This window comes from Modestobacter roseus, from assembly GCF_007994135.1.
Lineage (GTDB): Bacteria > Actinomycetota > Actinomycetes > Mycobacteriales > Geodermatophilaceae > Modestobacter > Modestobacter roseus.
Window position 1 is genome coordinate 4,269,362 of the sequence record NZ_VLKF01000001.1, and the last position, 22,052, is coordinate 4,291,413.

The 22,052-nt window shown below is 76.0% G+C and carries 25 protein-coding genes, 1 pseudogene and 1 riboswitch; of the genes and pseudogenes, 18 read left to right on the forward strand and 8 right to left on the reverse strand.

The window, feature by feature from the left end; translation table 11 throughout:
* Positions 1-45: 45 nt before the first annotated feature.
* Positions 46-765: a DUF4383 domain-containing protein gene (locus JD78_RS20440; RefSeq protein WP_153361347.1), complete on the reverse strand. Its 720-nt coding sequence runs from the start codon at positions 763-765 to the stop codon at positions 46-48.
* 210 nt (positions 766-975) lie between these two features.
* On the opposite strand from JD78_RS20440, the gene JD78_RS20445 reads away from it, so the two are divergent.
* On the forward strand, positions 976-1,323 hold the full coding sequence (locus tag JD78_RS20445; RefSeq protein WP_153361346.1) for a tetratricopeptide repeat protein: 348 nt from the start codon (positions 976-978) through the stop codon (positions 1,321-1,323).
* Between the two features lie 70 nt (positions 1,324-1,393).
* Here the strand turns inward: JD78_RS20445 and JD78_RS20450 are convergent, their stop codons facing one another.
* Both JD78_RS20450 and JD78_RS20455 read right to left on the reverse strand, forming a co-directional pair.
* Positions 1,394-3,004 carry an alanine/glycine:cation symporter family protein gene (locus JD78_RS20450; protein WP_153361345.1) on the reverse strand — a complete coding sequence of 537 codons (1,611 nt, stop codon included), beginning with the start codon at positions 3,002-3,004 and terminating at the stop codon, positions 1,394-1,396.
* Entirely contained in the window at positions 3,004-3,441 is a 438-nt protein-coding gene (locus JD78_RS20455) for a universal stress protein (protein ID WP_153361344.1), read from the reverse strand. Before JD78_RS20455 ends, JD78_RS20450 begins: the two co-directional genes overlap by 1 nt.
* Before the next feature lie 223 nt (positions 3,442-3,664).
* Between JD78_RS20455 and JD78_RS20460 the strand changes: the two genes are divergently transcribed.
* The 5 genes from JD78_RS20460 (at position 3,665) to cobN (ending at position 10,520) form a co-directional block, all read left to right on the forward strand.
* Positions 3,665-4,165 (forward strand): FKBP-type peptidyl-prolyl cis-trans isomerase, encoded by a 501-nt coding sequence (locus JD78_RS20460; protein ID WP_153361343.1) that lies wholly within the window; start codon positions 3,665-3,667, stop codon positions 4,163-4,165.
* A 56-nt stretch (positions 4,166-4,221) separates the two neighbouring features.
* Positions 4,222-4,605 (forward strand): VanZ family protein, encoded by a 384-nt coding sequence (locus tag JD78_RS20465; RefSeq protein WP_228395264.1) that lies wholly within the window; start codon positions 4,222-4,224, stop codon positions 4,603-4,605.
* 90 nt (positions 4,606-4,695) lie between these two features.
* A complete protein-coding gene (locus JD78_RS20470) occupies positions 4,696-5,436 on the forward strand; it encodes a siderophore-interacting protein (RefSeq protein WP_153361341.1) in 741 nt (246 codons plus the stop codon).
* Entirely contained in the window at positions 5,433-6,677 is a 1,245-nt protein-coding gene (locus tag JD78_RS20475) for an MFS transporter (RefSeq protein WP_208104166.1), read from the forward strand. Before JD78_RS20470 ends, JD78_RS20475 begins: the two co-directional genes overlap by 4 nt.
* Positions 6,678-6,756: 79 nt before the next feature.
* A riboswitch (cobalamin riboswitch) is annotated at positions 6,757-6,833 on the forward strand.
* A 54-nt stretch (positions 6,834-6,887) separates the two neighbouring features.
* Positions 6,888-10,520: a cobaltochelatase subunit CobN gene (gene cobN, locus JD78_RS20480; RefSeq protein ID WP_208104167.1), complete on the forward strand. Its 3,633-nt coding sequence runs from the start codon at positions 6,888-6,890 to the stop codon at positions 10,518-10,520.
* A gap of 129 nt (positions 10,521-10,649) precedes the next feature.
* Here the strand turns inward: cobN and JD78_RS20485 are convergent, their stop codons facing one another.
* Entirely contained in the window at positions 10,650-11,096 is a 447-nt protein-coding gene (locus JD78_RS20485; RefSeq protein WP_153361340.1) for a MarR family winged helix-turn-helix transcriptional regulator, read from the reverse strand.
* 59 nt (positions 11,097-11,155) lie between these two features.
* Between JD78_RS20485 and JD78_RS20490 the strand changes: the two genes are divergently transcribed.
* The 3 genes from JD78_RS20490 to JD78_RS20500 are packed head-to-tail and all read left to right on the forward strand — an operon-like array spanning position 11,156 to position 12,944.
* Positions 11,156-11,530, forward strand: coding sequence for a VOC family protein (locus JD78_RS20490; protein ID WP_153361339.1), 375 nt, complete (start codon positions 11,156-11,158; stop codon positions 11,528-11,530).
* A gap of 53 nt (positions 11,531-11,583) precedes the next feature.
* Complete coding sequence (locus JD78_RS20495; RefSeq protein WP_153361338.1) at positions 11,584-12,663, forward strand: WD40/YVTN/BNR-like repeat-containing protein; 1,080 nt, start codon at positions 11,584-11,586, stop codon at positions 12,661-12,663.
* Positions 12,660-12,944 (forward strand): ubiquitin-like small modifier protein 1, encoded by a 285-nt coding sequence (locus tag JD78_RS20500; RefSeq protein ID WP_153361337.1) that lies wholly within the window; start codon positions 12,660-12,662, stop codon positions 12,942-12,944. Before JD78_RS20495 ends, JD78_RS20500 begins: the two co-directional genes overlap by 4 nt.
* A 3-nt stretch (positions 12,945-12,947) precedes the next feature.
* Here JD78_RS20500 and JD78_RS20505 read toward each other — a convergent pair whose 3' ends face one another.
* The 3 genes from JD78_RS20505 to JD78_RS20515 are packed head-to-tail and all read right to left on the reverse strand — an operon-like array spanning position 12,948 to position 14,832.
* Positions 12,948-13,712: an adenosylcobinamide-GDP ribazoletransferase gene (locus JD78_RS20505; RefSeq protein WP_153361336.1), complete on the reverse strand. Its 765-nt coding sequence runs from the start codon at positions 13,710-13,712 to the stop codon at positions 12,948-12,950.
* Positions 13,709-14,272, reverse strand: coding sequence for a bifunctional adenosylcobinamide kinase/adenosylcobinamide-phosphate guanylyltransferase (cobU, locus tag JD78_RS20510; protein ID WP_153361335.1), 564 nt, complete (start codon positions 14,270-14,272; stop codon positions 13,709-13,711). The genes JD78_RS20505 and cobU overlap by 4 nt, the downstream gene beginning before the upstream one ends.
* Complete coding sequence (locus tag JD78_RS20515; RefSeq protein WP_153361334.1) at positions 14,269-14,832, reverse strand: histidine phosphatase family protein; 564 nt, start codon at positions 14,830-14,832, stop codon at positions 14,269-14,271. The genes cobU and JD78_RS20515 overlap by 4 nt, the downstream gene beginning before the upstream one ends.
* 46 nt (positions 14,833-14,878) lie before the next feature.
* On the opposite strand from JD78_RS20515, the gene JD78_RS20520 reads away from it, so the two are divergent.
* Genes JD78_RS20520 through JD78_RS20530 form a run of 3 tightly spaced genes read left to right on the forward strand, consistent with a single transcriptional unit; the run spans position 14,879 to position 17,143 of the window.
* Positions 14,879-15,274, forward strand: a complete 396-nt coding sequence (locus tag JD78_RS20520) for a cupin domain-containing protein (protein ID WP_153361333.1) — start codon at positions 14,879-14,881, stop codon at positions 15,272-15,274.
* 33 nt (positions 15,275-15,307) lie between these two features.
* Positions 15,308-16,105, forward strand: a complete 798-nt coding sequence (locus JD78_RS20525) for an oxidoreductase (RefSeq protein WP_153361332.1) — start codon at positions 15,308-15,310, stop codon at positions 16,103-16,105.
* A gap of 48 nt (positions 16,106-16,153) precedes the next feature.
* On the forward strand, positions 16,154-17,143 hold the full coding sequence (locus JD78_RS20530) for an aldo/keto reductase (RefSeq protein WP_153361331.1): 990 nt from the start codon (positions 16,154-16,156) through the stop codon (positions 17,141-17,143).
* Between the two features lie 22 nt (positions 17,144-17,165).
* Here JD78_RS20530 and JD78_RS20535 read toward each other — a convergent pair whose 3' ends face one another.
* Entirely contained in the window at positions 17,166-18,020 is an 855-nt protein-coding gene (locus tag JD78_RS20535) for an HAD family hydrolase (RefSeq protein WP_153361330.1), read from the reverse strand.
* 125 nt (positions 18,021-18,145) lie between these two features.
* Here JD78_RS20535 and ssd point away from each other — a divergent pair, with 125 nt between their 5' ends.
* The 6 genes and pseudogenes from ssd (at position 18,146) to JD78_RS20555 (ending at position 21,928) form a co-directional block, all read left to right on the forward strand.
* Positions 18,146-19,237: a septum site-determining protein Ssd gene (ssd, locus tag JD78_RS20540; RefSeq protein WP_166521362.1), complete on the forward strand. Its 1,092-nt coding sequence runs from the start codon at positions 18,146-18,148 to the stop codon at positions 19,235-19,237.
* A pseudogene (locus JD78_RS22710) lies at positions 19,234-19,674 on the forward strand (ATPase, T2SS/T4P/T4SS family); the annotation flags it as partial. The gene ssd and the pseudogene JD78_RS22710, both read left to right, overlap by 4 nt.
* 109 nt (positions 19,675-19,783) lie before the next feature.
* Complete coding sequence (locus JD78_RS22715) at positions 19,784-20,392, forward strand: ATPase, T2SS/T4P/T4SS family (protein ID WP_279526864.1); 609 nt, start codon at positions 19,784-19,786, stop codon at positions 20,390-20,392.
* Positions 20,389-21,189: a type II secretion system F family protein gene (locus JD78_RS20550; protein ID WP_153361329.1), complete on the forward strand. Its 801-nt coding sequence runs from the start codon at positions 20,389-20,391 to the stop codon at positions 21,187-21,189. Before JD78_RS22715 ends, JD78_RS20550 begins: the two co-directional genes overlap by 4 nt.
* Positions 21,186-21,320: a hypothetical protein gene (locus tag JD78_RS22720; protein ID WP_279526866.1), complete on the forward strand. Its 135-nt coding sequence runs from the start codon at positions 21,186-21,188 to the stop codon at positions 21,318-21,320. The genes JD78_RS20550 and JD78_RS22720 overlap by 4 nt, the downstream gene beginning before the upstream one ends.
* Positions 21,317-21,928 (forward strand): type II secretion system F family protein, encoded by a 612-nt coding sequence (locus JD78_RS20555; RefSeq protein ID WP_243731095.1) that lies wholly within the window; start codon positions 21,317-21,319, stop codon positions 21,926-21,928. Before JD78_RS22720 ends, JD78_RS20555 begins: the two co-directional genes overlap by 4 nt.
* Positions 21,929-22,052: the final 124 nt, after the last annotated feature.

The window sequence follows — 22,052 nt, forward strand, 5'->3', positions numbered from 1 at the left end:
AGGGCCCTGCCGGACAGTCGGGGGCCCGTCCGGCAGGGCGGCTGGTCACCGCAGTGCGCGACCGTCCATCTCCATCCAGACCCGGCGGCGGTCGGCGCGGGTGCGCACCTGGGCCATGGCGGCCACCCGGCGCTGCTGCTCCGGGGTGGCCCGGTGCTCGACGACGGCGAGCTCCGCGTCGCGCATGGCCCGCTCGGCGGCGACCTCCGCCGGGGTGGTGGGGAGCCCCTGGTCGGTGTCGTCGTCCTCGTCGGTGTCCGGCCGGTCGGCGCGGTAGGGCGAGTCCGCGGGCAGGTTGCCGCTGACCCGGCCGTAGGCGCCCAGGGTGAGCAGCACCAGGCCGGCGCAGATGGAGAAGATGACGTTGGCCATGGAGAAGGCCAGGAAGTTCCAGTCGGTCTCCAGCACCGCGAGGTTGGCCAGCGCGGAGACCAGGAACAGCGTCCCCACCGCGATCATCACGGTGGAGGCGGTGCGGTGGCTGTGCAGCGCCGCGGCGACCAGCACCGCCGCGGTGACCAGCGAGATGGTCGAGAGCAGACCGTTGGACGACAGGCCGAGGATGCGCTCGCCGTCGGTGGAGAAGTAGGCCAGCCCGTCGAGCAGTCCGAGGACACCGAACGTCGCGATCACCAGCGCGACGACGACGGCGCCGATCCGGTGCACGGCGGGCACGACCCGGGCGGCACCCGTGGCCGGGGGCTCGGCTCCGGGGTGGTCCCCGGTCTGCGGGGCGGACGGGCGGTGGCGGAGGGAGAGGGCCATGCGTGACTCCGTGAGGTGCAGGGCGTCGGACCGGGCCGGGTCGGCCTCGGCGAGGGGTTCATACCCAGGCGATCGCGGACGATCCGGTCGTGCGCGTTCTTTTTAGTTTCCGCGCGTTCTTTTTAGTTTCGTTGCGTGATGAACCCAGTGCGCAGCGTGGTGGGGAAGGGGTGGCCAGGTGTCGGCGTTGTGCCCGCCGGAGGGAGAACCATGACCGAGCCGTTCGACATCACCCAGCCGTCCGAGATCGACCTGCACTCCGAGTACCTGCGCGCGGACCTGTTCTTCGCCATGGGCCAGTCCACCGAGGCCGCCCGGGTGCTGCAGCCGGTGGTGGACGCCGAGCCGGGCAACCAGGCCGCGCTGGAGCTGCTCGCCCGCAGCTACTACGGCGCGGCCCAGCTGGCCCGCGCCGAGGACTGCCTCACCCGCCTGGTGGAGCTCGCGCCGGCCAACGGGTGGGCCCGCCGCGCGCTGGCCCGCACCCTGGAGCGGCAGAGCCGTGGCGCCGACGCCGCCGTCCACCACCGGGTGGCCGACGCGCTCGGCGCGGCCTGAGCCGACATCCGTCCCACGGGGGCGCACCCGGACCCGGGTGCGCCCCCGTGGGGTCGGTGGGGGTGGTCGTTCAGCGCGGGTCGGCCGTCGGCGGCGGGGTCGGGTTGGTGCCGTCGAGGCCGGTGGTGGCCGCGGTGCTGCCCCCCTGCGGGCGGGGCGTGATGCCCCGTTCGGCGACCGGCACGAGCGCCCCGTGGGCCAGCCGCTCCCGGTAGCCGAAGAGCTCCCGCTTCACCACCCGGCTCAGGATGTACAGCCCGATGATGTTCGGCAGCGACATCAGGAAGATCATGCTGTCGGAGAAGCCGATCACCGCGTCGAGGGTCGACGAGGCCCCGATGACGACGAAGACGCAGAAGATCAGCTTCCACACCCGGTCCACCACCATCGACTCGCCGAACAGGTAGGTCGACGCCTTCAGCCCGTAGTAGCTCCAGGCGAGCATGGTCGAGTAGGCGAACAGGATCACCGCCACCGCCAGGATGATGGGGAACCAGCCCGCCACCGTCTCGAAGGCGGCCGAGGTGGTCTCCACGCCGGCGGCGCTGGACTCGTCGGCCCAGGTGCCGGTGATGACGATGGCCAGCGCGGTCATGGTGCAGATGACGACGGTGTCGATGAACGGCTCCAGGACGGCCACGTGTCCCTCGGTCGCCGGCTCGTTGGTCTTCACCGCGGAGTGCGCGATCGCGGCCGACCCGAGACCGGCCTCGTTGCTGAACGCCGCCCGCCGGAAGCCCTGGATGAGCACGCCGACGACGCCGCCGAAGCCGGCCTCGGGGCTGAACGCCGTCCGGAGGATCTCCCAGAGCGCGCTCGGGATCTCCGTGGCGTTGGCGAAGAGCACGGAGAGGCAGGCGATCACGTAGAAGACGGCCATGAAGGGGACGAGCTTGTCGGTGACCCGGGCGATGCTCCGGATCCCGCCGATGATCACCGCGCCGACGAGGAGGGCGAGCACCACGCCGAAGACGGCGCCGGCGGCGCCGAACCCGAGCCAGCCGTCCGCGCCGCCGGTCACCGACTGGGCCTGGGCGAAGGCCTGGTTGGCCTGGAACATGTTCCCGCCGCCGACGGCGCCGCCCAGGGTGAAGACGCAGAACAGCACCGCGAGGACCTTGCCCAGCGTGCCCTTGCCCTTCTCCTTGAGGCCCTGGCTCAGGTAGTACATCGGCCCACCGGAGACCCGGCCGTCGTCGTAGACCCGGCGGTACTTGACGCCGAGGGTGCACTCGACTCCCTTGGTGCACATGCCGACCAGGCCCGCGACGATCATCCACAGCGTGGCACCGGGCCCGCCGAGGGAGATGGCCACCGCGACCCCGGCGATGTTGCCGAGGCCCACCGTGCCGGAGACGGCGGTCGCCAGCGCCTGGAAGTGGGTGACCTCGCCGGCGTCCTCGGGATCGTCGTACTTGCCCTTGATCAGCTGGATCGCGTGGCCGAAGGCCCGGAACTGGAAGCCCTTCAGGTAGATGGTGAAGAAGATCCCGGCGACGACCAGCCAGACGACGATCAGGGGTAGCTCGACGCCCTCGTCGATGAAGTCCAGCGGGACGGCGGCGAAGACGATCCCGGTGATGAAGTCCGAGATCGGCGCGAAGACGTCGTTGACCTGCTCGTCGAACGTGGCGGCCAGCACGTCCGGGGCAGGGACGTCGGGGGAGGCGAGCACGGTCATCACGGCACCACCAGGACGGGGACGGGGGAGAGCTGGATGAGGCTGCTCGGGGTCGAGCCGAACAGCAGCGTGCGGACCCGGCTCTGACCGACCCGGCCGACGATGATCCAGGCGGCGTCGTGCTCGCGGGCGAGGGCGACCAGGGTCTCGGCCGGGTGCCCGTGCCGCACGACGCCCTCGATGCTCAGGTCGCCCGTGGCGGACAGCCGGGCGATGGCCGGGTCCAGCACCCGTTCGCGGGCCGACTTCGCCTCGCGTTCCTTGTCGATCGTCCGGCGCTCGTTCTCCTCGGCCGTGGAGAACGAGTAGGGCGACCAGGGGACGACGCAGGCCAGCACCAGCCGCAGGTCGTGCCTTCGCGCCGCGTCGGCCGCGGCGTCCGCTGCCCGTCCGCTCGCCTCGCTCCCGTCGAGCCCCACGATGATCGAAGCGGACATCGGGTGAACCCCCAGCCGTCGCGGACGTTGCGGGAAAGCTAGTGGCAGTCCGCGGTGACCCGCACCTCCAACCGGAACTGTCACCGGAACGACACACGCGACGCACGGGTGCGTGTCCGGGCCGCTCCGCCGGGTGACGCCACGGCGCCGTCGCGGACGGCTCCGTACCGTGGAGGGACTGCTTCGCCGACCCCGAGCGGGAGCTCGGACAGGAGGACCCTGGATGGACCGCCGCACCGCCCCACGCCTGCTCGCCACGCTGGCCCTCACCGCCTCGCTGGCCGCCTGCGGGGGCACCGACGACGAGGCGGCGGGCACCTTGGCCGACCAGATCAGCACGGACCTGAGCGTCGAGCCGGACGTGCCGCCGTCGGAGGAGCCGGCCCCGGAGGAGCTGGTGGTCGGCGACGTCGTCGCCGGCGACGGTGCGGAGGCGACCGACGGGACCACCGCGCAGGTCAAGTACGTCGGGGCGCTCTACGAGAACGGCGAGGAGTTCGACTCGTCCTGGAGCCGCGGGGAGGACTCGACGTATCCCGTCACGCTGGGGGAGGGCGGGGTCATCCCGGGCTTCGAGCAGGGCATCGAGGGCATGCAGGTCGGCGGCCGGCGGGTCGTCACCATCCCCAGCGACCTGGGCTACGGCCCGGCGGGGGCCGGGGACGCGATCCCCGGTGACGCGACCCTGGTGTTCGTCATCGACCTGGTCGAGGTGACCGACTGACCACCGGCCTGCGGGCGGGCGACCGGCGCGACCGCGAAGCCCGGTGGGCGCGCGTCCTGCTCGCCGGGTACCTCGCGGCCGGGGCCTGGCTGACGCTGCGCCCGTCGCCCATGGGCCGGGTGCAGGGGTTCGGCACCCGGCTGGTGCACGACCTGACCGGTACCTCCTGGCACGTCAGCGCGCGGCTGGCCGAGCGGGGCGGCAACGTGCTGCTGTTCGTCCCGCTGGGCCTGCTGCTGTGCGCGGCGCTGCCCCGGGTGCCCCGCTGGGTGGTCTGGGCGATCTGCGTCGCCGGTTCGCTGGGGATCGAGGCGACCCAGGCGCTGTTCCTGCCCAACCGGTTCCCCTCGGTGGTCGACGTGGTCACCAACAGCACCGGGGCCGCGATCGGCGTCGGCCTGCACTGGCTGCTCACCCGGGGGCGCCGCACCCCCGGCTGAGGCCGGCTCCGCGACCCGGATCGACCACGGTCAGGTGAGGCTCCCCTAACCTGACCGTCGACGAGGTGGACGACGAGAGGAGCCGGGGTCGTGCAGCACGGCTGGGAGGGCGTGGTCCTGCGGGCCATGCGAGGCAAGGACTTCGTGCTCACCGTGCGCGGCAGCGAGCGCGTCGGCGAGCGGTACCAGCGGATCACGGTGACCGACGGGGGGCTGCTCACCGCCTGCCCGCCGCACCCCGCGATGTGGATCCGGCTCTGGTTCGCGCACGAGGGCCGACCGCACCAGCGGGCCTACACGCTGGTCGACCCCGACCCGGTCGCGGGCACCTTCGGCCTGGAGTTCGCGCTGCACGACGGCCCCGCGGCCGACTGGTCGGTCGCGGTCTGGCCCGGCAGCACGATCGACGCGACGGTGCAGGGAACCCGCGCCGAGCAGGCGCCGCCCGGCACGCGCGCGATGCACCTGGTCGGGGACCCGGCATCGCTGCCCGCCGTGAACTCGCTGCTCGACGCACACCCGACCACGCCCGCCCGGGTCTGGCTCGAGGCCGGACACCCGGCCGACCGGGAGTTGCCGGTGCGGGCCGGTGACGGGCACGAGGTGGTCTGGGTCGACCGCGACGGCGCGCCCGGCCGTGCGGTCCGTGACGCGGTCACCGCCGCCTGGGCGGGCCGATCGGCGGGGGAGCCGGCGGCCGACCCGGCGCGGGACTGGTTCTGGGTGGCCTGCGAGGCCGCGGCCAGCCGGGAGCTGGGCCGGCACCTGCGCCGCGACCTCGGTGTGACCAAGGAGCGTGTCTCGGCGCTCGGCTACTGGCGCACGGCGTGACCGCGCCGGTCGCCCCCGCCGTCGACACGTCCGCCCCCGTGGCGGCCGGCGCGCCACCGTGGGGTCTGCTCTCGGTCCTGTGGGTCAGCCAGAACCTCGGCATCGGCTTCCTCACCGTCGGGCTGGTCGCGATCCTGCGGTCCGACGGCGCGTCCCTCGAGGAGCTGTCACTCGTCTCGCTGCTGGGCCTCGCGTGGCCGCTGAAGCTGCTCTGGGCCCCGCTCCTGGACCGGTACGGCTCCCGCCGGCTCGGACACCACCGCTCCTGGCTGCTCGTGCTCCAGCCCGCCATGGTGGTGGCGTTGCTCGCCCTGCTGCCCTTCGGTGACCCGGCCGCCGCGCTCGGCCCGCTCGTCGCCGTCTGCGCCCTGTACGTGCTGCTGTCGGCGACCCAGGACGTCGCGACCGACGCCCTGGGGGTGCGGCTGCTGCGCCCGCAGGACCGCGGTCTCGGCAACGGTGTGCAGGTCGGCGCCAGCTACGTGGGCACGGTGCTCGGCGGCGGCCTCTGCGTGCTGGTCTACGACCGTGCCGGGTGGGCGGCTGCGGTGCTGCTGCTCGCCGCGCTCACCCTGATCGCGCTCGCGGTGGTGCTCCGGTTCCGTGAGCCCGAGCGTGACCCCCGGGTGCCCGGGAGTGCGGCCTGGGGCGCGTTGATCGGTGTCTTCCGCCGTCCCGGCGTCCCGCGATGGGCGCTGGGCGTCGTGCCGCTCGTGTACGGCGGCGCGGCCGGGGTGTACGCCCTGCCCAGCGCGGCGCTCGTCGACGCCGGGTGGTCGCTCACCCGGATCGGCGTCGTCACCGGCGTCGTCGTCAGCGTGCCGGCGGCGCTGGCCGGCCCGCTCGCCGGGTGGCTGGTCCGCCGGTGGGGCCGGGCCGTGGTGCTGGCCGCCGGCGGCGTCGGCCTGGCGGCGGCGACCGCCGGGCTGGTGCCGCTGCTCCGCGGTGCCGTGCCCCTCGCCGGCACGGTGGCCGCGCTCGGCGGTTTCCTCGTCGCCTACACCGCGCTCAACGTCGTGGTCTACACGGTGAGCATGGACCTGTGCCGCCCTGCCACGGCGGGCACCGACTTCACCACGCTGACCACCGTGCCGCTCATCGCCGCATTCCTCACCGCCTCGGCCGCGCTGGCCACGGCGGCGCTCGTCGGGTACGTGGCGTCGGCCGCCCTCTGGTGTGTCGTGGCACTGGCAGGGGTCGTCCTGGGCGTCGGCTGGCTGCGGGCCGCGCCGCTCCGGTGACCGCTGTCGCGCCCGTGCTCCCGGGGTGGCGGCAGCCGGCGGCCCGGTAGCGTCTGCGGCACATCACGGCAGTGCGCGCGGAAGCCGGTGCGAACCCGGCGCGGTCCCGCCACTGTGAGCCCCCGTCGCGCTGGTCGGCGGGGGTGAGCCAGACACCGCGGCTGCCGTGTCCGACGACCCGGGGCGCGGACCCCGAGGGAGGCACACACGTTGCGCACCTTCACCCTGCTCTCCACCTCCGACACCGACCTGCTGTCGGCCCGCACCAGCGACTCGGAGTGGCGGCTGGGCAACCCCTACCGCGTCGGCGACCTGGCCGAGTTCGCCGCCGGCACCGACCTGGTCGTGGTGCGCATCCTCGGTTCCCGCCGGAAGTACGAGGACATGGTCGCGCCGCTGCTGGGCCTGGGTGTGCCGGTCGTCGTGCTGGGCGGGGAGCAGCTGCCCGACGCCGAGCTGATGGGGCTCTCGACCGTGCCGATGGGCGTGGCCACCGAGGCGCACGCCTACCTGGCCCAGGGCGGCCCGGACAACATCGTGCAGCTGCACCGCTTCCTGGCCGACACCGTGCTGCTGGACGGCGAGGGCTTCGAGGCCCCGGCCGTGGCGCCCGACTGGGGCCTGCTGGAGCGGGAGACCACCGCGACCGGCCCGCGGGTCGCCGTCCTGTACTACCGGGCCCACCACCTCGCCGGGAACACCGCGTTCGTGCACACGCTGTGCGCGGCGATCGAGGCGTGCGGCGGCGTGCCGGTGCCGATCTTCACCGCGTCGCTGCGGTCGGTGGAGCCGGCGATGCTCGACGTGCTGCGCACCGTCGACGCGATGGTGGTCACCGTGCTGGCGGCCGGCGGCTCGAAGCCCGCCACCGCGTCGGCCGGCGGGGACGACGGCGCCTGGGACGTCGGCGAGCTCGCCCGCCTCGACGTCCCGGTGATCCAGGGCCTGGTGCTCGGCACCCCGCGGGAGACCTGGGCGGCCAACGACGACGGGCTCTCCCCGCTCGACGTCGGCAACCAGGTCGCCATCCCCGAGTTCGACGGCCGGATCATCAGCGTGCCGTTCTCCTTCAAGGAGGTCGACGACGAGGGCCTGACCTCCTACGTGCCCGACCCGGAGCGGGCCGCCCGGGTGGCCGGCACCGCCGTCGCGCACGCCCGGCTCCGGCACACCGCCCCGGCCGACCGCAAGATCGTGGTGATGCTGTCGGCGTACCCGACGAAGCACTCGCGGATCGGCAACGCGGTCGGCCTGGACACCCCGGCCTCGGTGGTCCGGCTGCTGGCCGCGATGGCCGGGCAGGGCTACGACATCGGCCCGTTCGACGGCGAGGGCTCGCTGCCCGGCGTCGCGGACCTGGACGGCGACCGGCTGGTGCACGCGCTGATCGAGGCCGGCGGCCAGGACCCGGACTGGCTGACCGCCGAGCAGCTGTCCGGCAACCCGGTGCGCATCCCGGCGGCGGAGTACCGCCGGTTCTTCGACACCCTCCCCGCCGAGCTGACCGACCGGATGGTGGAGCACTGGGGTCCGCCGCCCGGCGAGCTGTTCGTCGACCCGACCGACGACTGCATCGTGTTCGCCGCGCTGCGCGCCGGCAACGTCGTGGTGATGGTGCAGCCGCCGCGCGGCTTCGGGGAGAACCCGATCGCGATCTACCACGACCCGGACCTGCCGCCGTCGCACCACTACCTGGCCGCCTACCACTGGCTGCGCTCGTCGTTCGGCGCGCACGCGGTCGTGCACGTGGGCAAGCACGGCAACCTGGAGTGGATGCCCGGCAAGACCGTCGGGCTGTCGGCGTCCTGCGCGCCGGACGCCGCGCTGGGCGACCTGCCGATGGTCTACCCGTTCCTGGTCAACGACCCGGGCGAGGGCAGCCAGGCCAAGCGCCGCGCGCACGCGGTGCTGGTCGACCACATGGTGCCGCCGATGGCCCGCGCGGACACCTACGGCGACATCGCCCGGCTGGAGCAGCTGCTCGACGAGCACGCCAACATCGCCGCGATGGACCCGCCGAAGCTGCCCGCCGTCCGGCAGCAGATCTGGACGCTGATCCAGGCCGCGAAGCTCGACCACGACCTGGGCCTGGACGACCGGCCGCACGACGCCGAGTTCGACGAGATGATCCTGCACGTCGACGGCTGGCTGTGCGCCATCAAGGACAGCCAGATCCGCGACGGGCTGCACGTCTTCGGTTCCCCGCCGGAGGGCGACGCGCGCGTGGGCCTGGTGCTGGCGATCCTGCGGGCCCGGCAGATCTGGGGCGGTTCGGTCGCGATGCCCGGTCTGCGCGAGGCGCTCGGCCTGGTCGAGGACGGCTCGGCCGGGCTGCACGAGACCGACGAGGTCGAGGCGCGGGCGCTGGCCCTGGTCACCGCGATGGAGGCGGCCGGCTGGACCGCCGACGCCGTCGAGCCCACCGTGGCCGACGTGCTGGGCGGGCCGCACGCGGAGGTGTCCCGGGTGCTGCACTTCGCCGTCGCCGAGGTCGTGCCGCGGCTGGCGAAGACCACGGACGAGATCGACATGGCGCTGCACGCCCTGGACGGCGGGTACGTGCCCGCCGGGCCGTCGGGCTCGCCGCTGCGCGGGCTGGTCAACGTGCTGCCGACCGGGCGCAACTTCTACTCCGTCGACCCGCGGGCGGTGCCCTCCCGGCTGGCCTGGGAGACCGGGCAGGGCCTGGCCGAGTCGCTGGTCGAGCGGTACGTCGCCGAGACCGGTTCCTTCCCGGCGTCGGTCGGCCTGTCGGTGTGGGGCACCTCGGCGATGCGCACCTCCGGGGACGACGTCGCGCAGGTGCTGGCGCTGCTCGGCGTCCGGCCGGTCTGGGACGAGGCCTCCCGCCGCGTGACCAAGCTGGAGCCGATCCCGCTCGGTGAGCTGGGCCGGCCGCGGATCGACGTCACCGTGCGCATCTCCGGGTTCTTCCGGGACGCCTTCCCGCACGTGGTGACCATGCTCGACGACGCCGTCACCCTGGCCGCGGGGCTGGACGAGACGCCGGAGCAGAACTACGTCAAGGCCCACGTGGAGGCCGACGTCGCCGAGCACGGCGACCGCCGGCGCGCCACCACCCGGGTGTTCGGCTCCAAGCCCGGCGCCTACGGGGCCGGGCTGCTGTCGCTGATCGACAGCCGGGACTGGCGCACCGACGCCGACCTGGCCGAGGTCTACGCGGTGTGGGGCGGCTACGCCTACGGCCGCGACCTCGACGGGGTGCAGGCCCGCCCGGACATGGAGACCGCCTACCGGCGGATCGCGGTGGCGGCCAAGAACATCGACACCCGCGAGCACGACATCGCCGACTCCGACGACTACTTCCAGTACCACGGCGGGATGGTCGCCACGGTGCGCGCGCTGACCGGCAGCTCCCCGAAGGCCTACATCGGCGACTCGACCCGGCCCGAGCACGTGCGCACCCGGTCGCTGGTCGAGGAGACCTCGCGGGTGTTCCGGGCCCGGGTGGTCAACCCGAAGTGGCTGGCCGCGATGCGCCGGCACGGCTACAAGGGCGCGTTCGAGATGGCCGCCACCGTCGACTACCTGTTCGGCTACGACGCCACCACCGGCGTCGTCGCCGACTGGATGTACGAGAAGCTCGCCCAGTCCTACGTGCTCGACCCGGAGAACCGGGCGTTCATGGAGGAGTCGAACCCCTGGGCGCTGCACGGCATCGCCGAGCGGCTGCTGGAGGCGGTCGACCGGAAGATGTGGGCGGAGCCGGACCCGGCGCTGCTGGCCGAGCTGCAGCAGGCCTACCTGGACACCGAGGGCGACCTCGAGGGCGGCGAGACCCCGGCGCAGCAGCCCGGCGCCGGCGCCGGCGCCCAGGCCTGAGCTCGCGGGCGCCGCGTTTCGATCAGGTTCCCTGATCGAGCGGCGTCCCCCTGCACCAATGCTGGTGCAGGGGGACGCCCTCTGGTGCGGGGGGTGCCGTCGATCGGCGGCTGTCCTCGGCGCGAGCGGTCAGCGCGCCTGGGCCTCCAGCGCGGCGACGCAGGCGAGCAGGTCCTGCTGCAGGCGGGCGGCGGCAGGGGCCGACAGCGCGGTCAGCATCCGCTGCTCGACCTCGGCCACGGCCCGGCTGGCCCGGTCGAGCAGCGAGGCGCCCGCCGTGGTCAGCTCGGTGGGCAGAGCGCGCCCGGCCGGTGCGGTCGCCGGCCGGGTCAGCAGGCCCCGCTCCTGCAGGCCCTGGAGCACCGCGTGCATCGACTGCCGGGTGACGAACGTGGCCCGGGCGAGCTCCGCGGCGGACAGCCCCGGCCGGTGCCGCAGCTGCTCCAGGCACGCGTACTGGGACACGCCGAGGTCCAGGGGGCGCAGCGCGGCGTCCATCGCCGTACGCAGCGCCGCGGCGGCCTGCTTGAGCGCCAGCCCGACGGAGGTCTCGAGGTGGACGGCGGGTTGCGTCATGTCAGGAGTCTGACATAGCGTCTCGATGTCAGGAACCTGACAATACTCGAGGAGATGCCATGCCGCACGTCACCGGACCCGACTTCATCGCCCTGCAGGTGCGCGACGTCGCGGCCTCCGCCGCGTTCTACGAGCAGCACCTGGGGCTGCGCCGCGCCCCGGCCGGACCGCCGCACGGGGTGGTCTTCGCCACCAGCCCGATCGCCTTCGCGGTGCGCGAGCCGCTGCCCGGCGTCGACCTGGACGCCGCGTCCCCGCGGCCGGGTCTGGGCGTGGCGGTGTGGCTGCACGCCGACGACGCGCAGGGGCTGCACGACGCCCTCGCCGCCGCCGGGGTGCCCATCGTTACCGCGCCGGTCGACGGGCCGTTCGGCCGCACGTTCACCTTCGCCGACCCCGACGGCTATGCGGTCACCGTGCACGACCGGGCGTGAGGTCCGGCGCCGGGCACCGATGACTTCGTCGGTGCCCGGCGGTCTACTGCTGCATGACCACCACGCTGCTGGCGATCGGCACCCGCAAGGGGCTCTGGCTCGCGACGAGCGAGGACCGGCGCGCCTGGTCGCTCTCCGCACCGCACTTCCTGATGACCGAGGTGCCCAGCGTCGGCATCGACGTCCGCGACGGGCGCACCCGGGTGCTGCTCGGCATCCGTTCGGAGCACTTCGGCCCGACCGTCGTCCACTCCGACGACCTGGGCACCACCTGGACCGAGCCCGAGGGCGGCGCGATCCGGTTCCCCACCGACGCCGGCGCCGCCGTCGAGCGGGTCTGGCAGCTGCACCCGGACTCCGCCGACCGGCCCGGCGTGGTCTGGGCCGGCGCCGAGCCGATCTCGGTCTGGCGCTCGGACGACGGCGGCGAGCACTTCGAGCTGTGCCGCGGGCTCTGGGACCACCCGCACCGCGCCGAGTGGGGCGCCGGCTACGGCGGGGCCGCGGCGCACTCCGTCGTCCCCGGGCCCGACGGCACGGTGCACGTCGCGATGAGCACCGGCGGCGTCTACCGCACGCGCGACGGCGGGGCGTCCTGGCAGCCGCGCAACGCCGGCATCTCCGCCTACTTCCTGCCCGGCCCGGCGCCGGAGTTCGGCCAGTGCGTGCACAAGATCGCCCGGGACGCCGCCGACCCGCGGCGGCTCTACGCGCAGAACCACCACGGCGTGCACCGCTCCGACGACGACGGCGACACCTGGACGTCCATCGCCGACGGGCTGCCCTCGGACTTCGGCTTCGTGATGCTCGCCGACCCGCGCCGGGGCGGGCGGATCTGGGTGGTGCCGCTGGTCGCCGACGGGCAGCGCATCCCACCGGACGGTCGGCTGGCGGTGCACCGCAGCGACGACGCGGGGGAGACCTGGCAGCGGCTGGACGCCGGGCTGCCGACCGACGAGTACAACGCGGTGCTGCGCGACGCCGCCTGCGTGGACGCCGGCGACCCGGTGGGCGTGTACGTGGGCACCCGCGGCGGGGAGGTGTACGCCAGCGCCGACGCGGGGGAGTCGTTCACCCAGGTCGCCGGCCACCTGCCCGACGTGCTCTGCGTGCGCGCGGCGGTCCTGCCGTGACCGTGCGGGTGCTGCTGCCCCGCCTGCTCGCCGACTGCACCGGCGGCCGCTCCTCGGTGGCGCTCGACCTCCCCGGCGAGGCCACCGTGGGCGCGGTGCTGGACGCGCTCGCCGCCGACCACCCGGTGCTCGACCGCCGGGTGCGCGACGAGACGGGGGCGCTGCGCCGGCACGTGAACGTCTACGTCGACGGCGACGAGGTGCGCCGGCTGCGCGGGCTGGCGACGGTGGTCCCACCCGGGGCCGAGGTCATGGTCGTGCAGTCCGTCGCCGGCGGCTGAGCCTCACGCCAGCAGCAGCGCCGCGGTGAGCAGGGCCGCCGTCGCGGCCGCCTCGCCCATCGCGCCCATGACGTCGCCGTTGACCCCGCCCAGCCGGTCGACGGCCCGGGCGAGGAGCCCCTCGGAGCAGCCCAGCCCGACGGCGACGGCGGCCGCCAGCACCAGGGCGGTGCCGGGGTCGACCAGCAGCCCGGCCCCCGCCGCCGCGGCCAGGGTGAGCAGGGCGACGCCGGCCAGCCAGCCCCGGGACACGGTGCCTGCCACCGCCGATCCGAGCGACGAGCCCTCGGCGATCGGCACGTCGGCCAGCCCCGTCCGGGCCATCGCCACCCGGGCGGTGACCGCGGCCACCGGAAGGGCCAGCCAGCCGCCGTCCAGGGTCAGCAGCTGGGCCAGGCACGCCACCTGCAGCAGCAGGGTGAGCACCAGCGTGGCGACGCCGAACGGGCCGACGTCGCCCGCGCGCATCACCGCCAGCGCCTTCTCCCGCCCGCGCAGCGGCCCGAGCCCGTCGGCGGTGTCGGCCAGCCCGTCCAGGTGCAGCCCCCGGGTGGCCACGGCCAGGACGGCGATCCCGAGCACGGCACCCACCAGCGGGCTCGCGGCGCGGCCGGCGGCCCAGGCGACCGCGGTGGCCGCCGCGCCCAGCACCAGCCCGACCAGCGGCGCCCACGGCAGCGCGCCCCGCACCGACCCGACCGCCGGCATCCGCACCGCGGACAGCAGGGAGAACGCCTCCACCGGCCCGGACCACCAGCGGCGGCTCATCGCAGCCGCTGCGGCAGCCCCGCCACCACGAACCACACCTCGTCCGCGGTGGCCGCCAGCCGCTGGTTGACCGTGCCCAGGGTGTCCCGGAACAGCCGCCCGGCGCGGGTCTCGGGCACGACGCCCAGGCCGACCTCGTCGCTGACCGCCACCACGTGCGCCGGGCTCATCACCCAGTTGGTGACCAGCGCGTCGCAGCGGTCGGCGAGCCTGGCGAGGGCGGCCTCGGCGTCGCCGCCCGCCCCGGCCGCGTGCGCGCCCCCGTCGTCGACGGCGTCCCACACGCCGGCCTCGTCCATCAGCGCCGCCACCCAGGTGGTCACGCTGTCGACCAGCACGGCGCCCGGGCGCACCAGCTCCGAGGGAGCGGTCGACTCGATCGTCGTCCAGCTCACCGGGCGGCGCGCACGGTGCGCGGACACCCGCGCCGCCCACTCCGCGTCGCCGTCCACGACCGGCGAGGTGGCCAGGTACGTGACCTCCAGCCAGCTGTCCAGCAGCTGCTCCGCGTAGGCGGACTTGCCCGAGCGGGAACCGCCCAGCACCAGGATGCGGCTCACTGCAGCTCCAGGACCGTCACGGTGCCGTTGTGCGGGGTGACCACGGGCATCTCCGCCGGCCCCAGCCCGGCGGCCACCGCCTGCGCGGCCCGGATGGTGTCGCCGTGCGTGACCAGCGCGACCACCTCCGCCGGCGGGTCCGCGGCGAGCCGGCCGAGGAAGGCCGCCACCCGGGCGTGCAGCTGGGCGAGGCTCTCCCCGCCCTCGGCGGCCCAGTGCACGTCGGTCCAGTCCACGACGTCCCACAGCTCGCGCGAGGGGCGGCCCTCCAGCACGCCGTAGCCCTGCTCGCGCAGCTCCGCGGTCGTGGTGACCGGCAGCCCGGTGGCCGTGGCGCAGTGCTCGGCGGTCTGCACCGCGCGCAGCAGGTCGCTGGAGAGCAGCGCACCGGGTCCGGTGCCGGCGGCGGTGCGCGCGGCCAGCTCGGCGGCGGCTGTGGCGGCCTGCTGGTGGCCGAGCTCGGTGAGCGGCACGTGCGGCGTCTGGCCCTGCATCAGGCCCGCGGCGTTCCACTCGCTCTGGCCGTGCCGGACGAGGAGGAGGGTGAGGGGTCGGACCATCGTGGGGGAGAGCCTAGGTGGGGCCCGGTGCGGCATCCTGGCCGGCATGACCCCCGCCGAACCGGTCAACGTCACCGACGCCCTCGCCCGCTTCACCGACGTCTACAGCCCGCGCATCGTGGCCCGGGTCAACGACTACGACGTCCGGATCGCGCACACCCTCGGTGAGCACGTGTGGCACACCCACGAGCACACCGACGAGTTCTTCCTCGTCCTCGACGGCCGCTTCGACGTCGCCGTCCGGCAGCCCGACGGCTCGGAGGTGACCGTGCACCTGCAGCGCGGGGACACCTACGTGGTGCCGAAGGGCGTCGAGCACAAGCCCTCGTCGACCGGCGGGTCGATCCTGATGTTCGAGCCCACCGGCACCGTGACCACCGGCGACGACGAGGGCGTCGCGATCCCCGAGCACGTCGACCGCACCGTGGGCCGCCCGCTCTGAGCCGCCTCGGGGGCGACTCGTACCGTCGGCGGCGTGACGATCCCGCTGCGCCCCGGCGCCGGCCGCGCCGCCCGGCCGGCCGCGCGCGCTCCCGGCCCCGACCCGCTGGCACCGCTGCTGGACCTGCCCGGCGTCCGGGACGCGGCGGAGTCGGCGCGCGCCGCCGTCGACCGGCTGCTGGCCCACCGGCTGATGCGCAACCGCTCGGCCGAGGTGAGCACCGAGTCGGCGCTGCGCGGCGCCCGGGCGTCCGCGGCGCTCGAGGGGGTCGATGTGCCGCTCGCCGACCTGCGGGCCGGCGCGTTCGACCACCCGGTCCTGCAGGGCTCGCTGCGCGTCTCCGCCGGCCTGGGCGCGACGGTCGAGACCTGGGAGCGGGCGCCGGGGCAGGTGCTCGCCCGGTTGCACGTCCTCGCGGCTACCGATCTGGCCGATCGTGAGGCGCTGGGCCGGCCCGCGGCCGGCGCCGGGCCGCGGCTGACCGGGCTGTTCTCGCTGGTCACCGCGGGCAGCACCGTCCCCGCGGTGCTCGTCGCCGCCGTCGTGCACGGGGAGCTGGCCGCGCTCGCTCCCTTCGGCACCCAGGACGGCGTGGTGGCGCGCGCGGCCGGCCGGTTGACCGGCATCACCCGGGGGCTGGACCCGAAGGCGGTCTCGGTGCCCGAGGTGGGCTTCGTCGAGCTGGGCGCGCCGGCGTACGCCGCCGCGGTGGAGGGCTACCGGTCCGGCGGCCCGGACGGCGTCGCCGGCTGGCTGGTGCACTGCTGCCGGGCCACCGAACTCGGGGCCGCCGAGGGGCTGGCGATCGCGGAGAGCCTGCTCCGCGGCTGAGCGGGCGGCGGGACTGCGGCGACCGCGCCGGGCGTCGAGACTGGGTCCATGCGATCTCTCGAGGTGGACGGTCTGGGGCAGGTCAGCCGGATCGGGCTGGGCACGTGGCAGTTCGGCTCACGGGAGTGGGGCTACGGCGGGGACTACGCCGGCGGCACCGCCGGCCGGATCGTGCAGCGCGCGCTGGAGCTCGGCGTCACCTTCTTCGACACCGCCGAGGTGTACGGCTTCGGCAAGAGCGAGCGGATCCTGGCCGAGGCGCTCGGCGACCGCCGGTCCGACGTCGTGGTGGCCAGCAAGCTCTTCCCGGTGGCGCCGTTCCCGCCGGTGGTGCGCAACCGGGCGTCCGGCAGTGCCTCCCGCCTCCAGCTGGACCGCATCCCGCTCTACCAGGTGCACCAGCCCAACCCGCTGGTGCCCGACTCGGTGATCATGCCCGGGCTGCGGACCCTGCAGGAGGAGGGCCGGGTCGGCGCGGTGGGGGTCTCCAACTACTCGCTGGAGCGGTGGCAGGCCGCCGACCGCGCGCTCGGCTCCCCGGTGGTCAGCAACCAGGTGCAGTTCTCCCTGGCGCACGCCGGGCCGCTGGCGGACCTGGTGCCCTTCGCCGAGCGGGAGGACCGGGTGGTCATCGCCTACAGCCCGCTGGCCCAGGGGCTGCTCGGGGGCAGGTACTCGGCCGACCACCGCCCCGGCGGCGTGCGGGCGGCGAACCCGTTGTTCGGCACCGAGAACCTCCACCGGGCCGAGCCGCTGCTCGACGTCCTGCGCGAGGTCGCGGCCGCGCACGACGCCCGGCCGGCGCAGGTGGCCCTGGCCTGGCTGATCGCCCAGCCGCGGGTCGTGGTCATCCCCGGTGCGTCCAGCGTCGAGCAGCTGGAGGCCAACGTGGCGGCCGCCGAGCTGGAGCTGGCGGCCGACGAGGTCACCGCGCTCACCGACGCCGCCCGTGCGTTCCGGCCGGTCTCCGGCGTGCGCACCGTCACCGACACGGTGCGGGAGAAGGTCGACCAGCTGCGGGAGCGGTTCGCCGGCTGATCCGGCGGTTCCCCGCCGGCGGTCAGGCGCCGCGGCGCCGGCCGCGGCCGTCCGGCGGGGGCACCACCGGCAGGGCGGTCTCGCCGGGGGAGAGGGCGCGCAGCGCCCGCCGGCGGGCGTACCAGGCCAGCCCGGCCACGGCGGCGCCGACGCCCACCCCGACGCCGGTCACGACCGGCGTCCGCCCGCCGAACCGCGAGCGCAGCGTCACCGGGCGGGTGAACTCCAGCACCGGCCAGCCGCGCTCGACCGCGGCCCGGCGCAGGCCCCGGTCGGGGTTGACCGCGGTCGGGTGGCCGACCGCGGACAGCATCGGCAGGTCGGTGACCGAGTCGCTGTAGGCGAAGCAGTCGGCGAGGTCCCAGCCCTGCTCGGCCGCGAGCTCCCGCATCGCCACGGCCTTGTTCTCGCCGTAGGCGTAGAAGTCGATCTCGCCGGTGTACTTCCCGTCGACGGTCACCATCCGGGTGGCCACCACCCGGTCCACGCCGAGCATCTCGCCGATCGGCTCGACCATCTCGGCTCCGCTGCTGGAGACGATGACGATCTCCCGGCCCGCGGCCCGGTGCGCCTCGATCACGTCGGCGGCCTCGGCGTAGATCAGCGGGTCGACGATCTCGTGGAGCGTCTCACGGACGATCTCGTGCACCGCGGCGACGTCCCAGCCGGTGGTCATCGCGGTGATCTGGCGGCGCATCCGCTCCATCTGGTCGGCGTCGGCGCCGGCGAGGGAGAAGACGAACTGCGCGTAGGCGCCCTTGAGCACGGCCCGGCGGTTGATCAGCCCACCCTGGAAGAACGGTCGTCCGAAGGCCAGGGTGCTGGACTTCGCGATGACCGTCTTGTCCAGGTCGAAGAACGCCGCAGCGCGGGTCACATCCCACACGGTAAGGGGATCGGCAGCCCGGTTGTCCAGGTGCACCGCCGTCCACACCCCGAGGGGTCATCCACAGTTCGCCGTCCCGCCTTCCGATCCGGCGCCGGTGCCGATGCGCTGGTCGGGTGCCCGTCGCCCCGCGCCGCACCGGCGCCCTCCCGTCCGACTGCCGTCCCCTCGTCGCCAGCACCGACGAGGCCCTCCTCGACGACCTGCTGGGGCTGCTCGCCGCCGCCGGTGCCACCGCGGAGCTGACCACCGGAGGTCCGGCGCTGCGCCGCGCCGCCCGCGACGCGCCGCTGGTGCTCGTGGGCGCCGACCTGCTGCGCAGCGCCCCGGTCCGCACGCTGCCCCGCCGGCCCGGGGTGCTCGTGGTCACCGGCAGCGAACCCGCGCCGGAGGTCTGGGCCGCGGCGGTGGAGCTGGGGGCCGAGCGGGTCGTGGTGCTGCCCCGCGACGAGGCGTGGCTGCTGGAACGGGCCGCGGCGGCGGTCCGCGCCCCCGCGCGGCCGGGCTGGCTGGCCGTCGTCGGCGGCGCCTGCGGTGGTGCCGGGGCGAGCACGCTGGCGACCGCGCTCGCGGTCGCCGCCCGGGCCGCCGGCGTCGGCGAGGTGCTGCTGGTCGACGGCGACGGCCGGGCCGCAGGGCTCGACCTGCTGCTGGGCGCCGAGCACGCGCCGGGGCTGCGCTGGCCCGAGCTGTCCGGCCTCAGCGGCCGGGTGTCCGGCGCGGCGCTCGTGGCCGCGCTGCCGGAGGCCCATGGCGTGGCGGTCCTGTCCGCCTCCCGCGACCAGCCGCAGCCGGTGCCCGCCGACGCGCTGCTGGCCGTGGCCCGCGGGTCACGGGACAGCGGCCTGGGCGTCGTGGTCGACCTGCCCGCGCACGGCGAGGCCGCCGAGGAGGTGCTGGCCGCCGCCGACCTCGCCGTCCTCGTCGTGCCCGCCCGGATCCGAGCCGCGGCCGCCGCCCGGCCGCTGCTGGCGTCACCGGCCGGCGCCTGGTCCGCGGCGGTGCTGGTCAGCCGGCCGGTGCCCGGTGGGCTCAGCCGCGCCGACGTCGCCCACCTGGTGGGCCGCCCGGTCTTCGCCGAGCTGGCCGCCGACCGCGCGGCCGTGGTGCGCAGCGAACGCGGCGAGCCACCCGCCGTCGGCGCGCGGGCCCCGCTGGGGCTGGTCAGCCGCCAGCTGCTCGGCCGGCTGCCCGGGCGGGCGGCATGACCGGCGCCCCGGTCACCCCGCTCATCGACCGGGTCCGCTCCCGGCTGGCCAGTGCCCCGGGGGCCGGCGTCCCCGGGGCCGCGACCGTCGCCGCGCTGGTCCGGGAGGAGAGCGGCGGCCTGCTCGGCGACCGGGCGGTGCTGGACGCCGTCCGGCTGGCCACCGACGAGCTGGCCGGCGCGGGGGTGCTCGAGCCGCTGCTGCGCCGGCCCGGGGTCACCGACGTGCTGGTCAACGGGCCGGACGAGGTCTGGGTCGACTGCGGGAGCGGCCTGGAGCGGGCCGACGTCCGGTTCCCCGACGAGGCGGCCGTGCGGCGGCTCGCCGTCCGGCTCGCGGCGTCGGCCGGCCGGCGGCTGGACGACGCCGCGCCGTGGGTGGACGCCGGCCTGCCCGACGGCACCCGGCTGCACGCGGTGCTGGCGCCCGTCGCGGCCGGGAGCACGTGCCTGTCCCTGCGGGTGCTGCGGCGGGCCGCGCTGTCCTGGGCCGACCTGCTGGCGCGCGGGCCTTCCCGGGGCGTCCGCCGACCTGCTGCGCGCGGCGGTGCGCCGCCGGCCGGCCTTCCTGGTCACCGGCGGCACGGGCACCGGCAAGACCACGGTCCTCTCGGCGCTGCTCGGGCTGGTCGACCCCGCCGAGCGGCTGGTGCTCTGCGAGGACGCACCCGAGCTCGACCCCCGCCACCCGCACGTCGTCCGCCTGCTCACCCGGCCGCCCAACGTCGAGGGCGCCGGCGCGGTCACCCTGCGCGACCTGGTACGGCAGGCGCTGCGGATGCGCCCCGACCGGCTGGTCGTCGGCGAGGTGCGCGGCGGTGAGGTGGTCGACCTGCTGGCGGCGCTCAACACCGGTCACGACGGCGGCTGCGGCACGGTGCACGTCAACCGGGCCGCCGACCTGCCCGCCCGGCTGGAGGCGCTGGGCAGCACCGCGGGGTTGGACCGGGCGGCGGTGCACAGCCAGGCCGCGGCCGCGCTCGGACTGGTCGTCCACCTGCGCCGCGGGCCGGGCGGGCGGTCGGTGGACGAGCTCGCCGTCGTCCGCCGCCGGGGCGACCTGATCGAGGTGGCGCCGGGCTGGCGGGCCGACGGCGGGGAGTGCCCCGCACGGGCGGAGCTGGCCGGGCTGCTCGACTGCCGGGTGCCCGGATGAGCGCGCCGGCCCTGCTGTGCCTGGCGCTCGCGCTGCTGGCCTGGCCGGTGGCGCCGGGCGCGGCCCAGCGGCTGCGGCCGACCGGGCAGCCGTCCGGGCACCGTCCCCGGCCCGGCACGGCGATGCACCGGTGGGCCCTGCGGTCCGGTCCCGCGACGGCGGCGCTCGTGGCCGGGCTGCTGCTGTCCACGCCCGTGGTCGCCGTCCTGGCCGCGGTCTGCGCCGCTGCCGGCGCGCGGGTGGTGCGTGCCCGGGCCGAGACCGTCGCCGAGGACCGCCGCACCCGCGCGCTGGCCGAGGCCCTGGGCGTGCTGGTCGCCGAGGTCCGGTCCGGCCGGCCGCTGGCCGAGGCGGCCGGCGCGGCGGCGGCCGGCTGTCCGGACCCGGCCACGGCGCGGGTGCTCGTGCCGGTGCTCCGGCTCGGCGAGGCGCCACAGGTCCGGCCGCGCGACCCGCTCGGTCCGGCGCTGGTCCGGCTCGCGGCCGCCGTCCGGCTCAGCGGCGCGACCGGGTGCTCCCTCGCGGCGGTGGTGGGCGCGGTGGAGGACGACCTGCGGGCCCGGTTGCGCACGGCGGCCGAGCTCCGGTCCGCGGTCGCCGGGCCGCGGGCCAGCGCGACCGTGCTGGCGGGCCTGCCGGTGTTCGGGCTGCTCATGGGCGCCGGTGTGGGGGCCGATCCGTGGCGGGTGCTGACCACCACCACGCCGGGGACCGTGCTGCTCGTGCTGGGTGTGGGGCTGGAGCTGGCCGGGTTGGCCTGGTCGGCCCGGCTGGTCGGCCGGGTGGTCCGCGGGTGAGCGCAGCCCTGGCCGCGTCGGCGCTCGCGGCCGCGCTGCTGCTCTGGGTGCCGCCCGACGCCGCCCGTCGGGCCCGCGTCCGGTCGCTGGCCGGGCCGCGCCGGGACCGGTCGGCCGGCTGCGCCGGGTGACCGGGGGACCGCCGGGCCCGGTGCGACGGCGGGTCGAGGCGGCCGCCGGTGCGCTGGCGGTGTTCGCGCTGCTCGGCGGCGGCGTCCTCGGCACGGTCGCGGCGATGGCCGGCGGCGTGGCGCTGGACCGGGTGCTGCGTCGCGCCGGCGATGAGCCGGAGCGCGCCGGTGCCGCCCAGGTGCACGCCGACCTGCCGGTCGCCTGCGACCTGCTGGCCGTCTGCCTCGCTGCGGGCACCCCGGTGGGGGAGGCGCTGGCCGCGGTCGCCGGGTCGGTGCCCGGCCCGCTGGGCGACCGGCTGGGGCAGGTGGCGGCGCTGTACCGGCTCGGCGCGACGCCGCAGCGGGCCTGGGCCGGGGCCGGGCCGCCGGTCGACGCGCTCGCCCGGGTGGTGGTGCGTGCCGGGGAGTCCGGCTCGTCGGTGGTGCCCGCGCTGGCGCGGCTGGCCGTCGACCTCCGCGGGGACGAGCGGGTGCGGGTCGACGCCGCCGTCCGGCGGGCCGGGGTGTGGGTGCTCGCCCCGCTGGGGCTCTGCTTCCTGCCCGCGTTCCTCTGCCTCGGCGTCGTCCCGCTGGTGCTGGGGATCGCGAGTGACGTCTTCGGCTGAGCGCGTCTTCGGCTAGGGCACATCTAACCCCCGGCTCGCCGGCCGGTGTCCACAGCCCGAGCCGCTCTCCACAACTCCGCGGACTCCCTGGGCGGCGGCCGGCGGCGCCGGGAGGGTCGGGTCC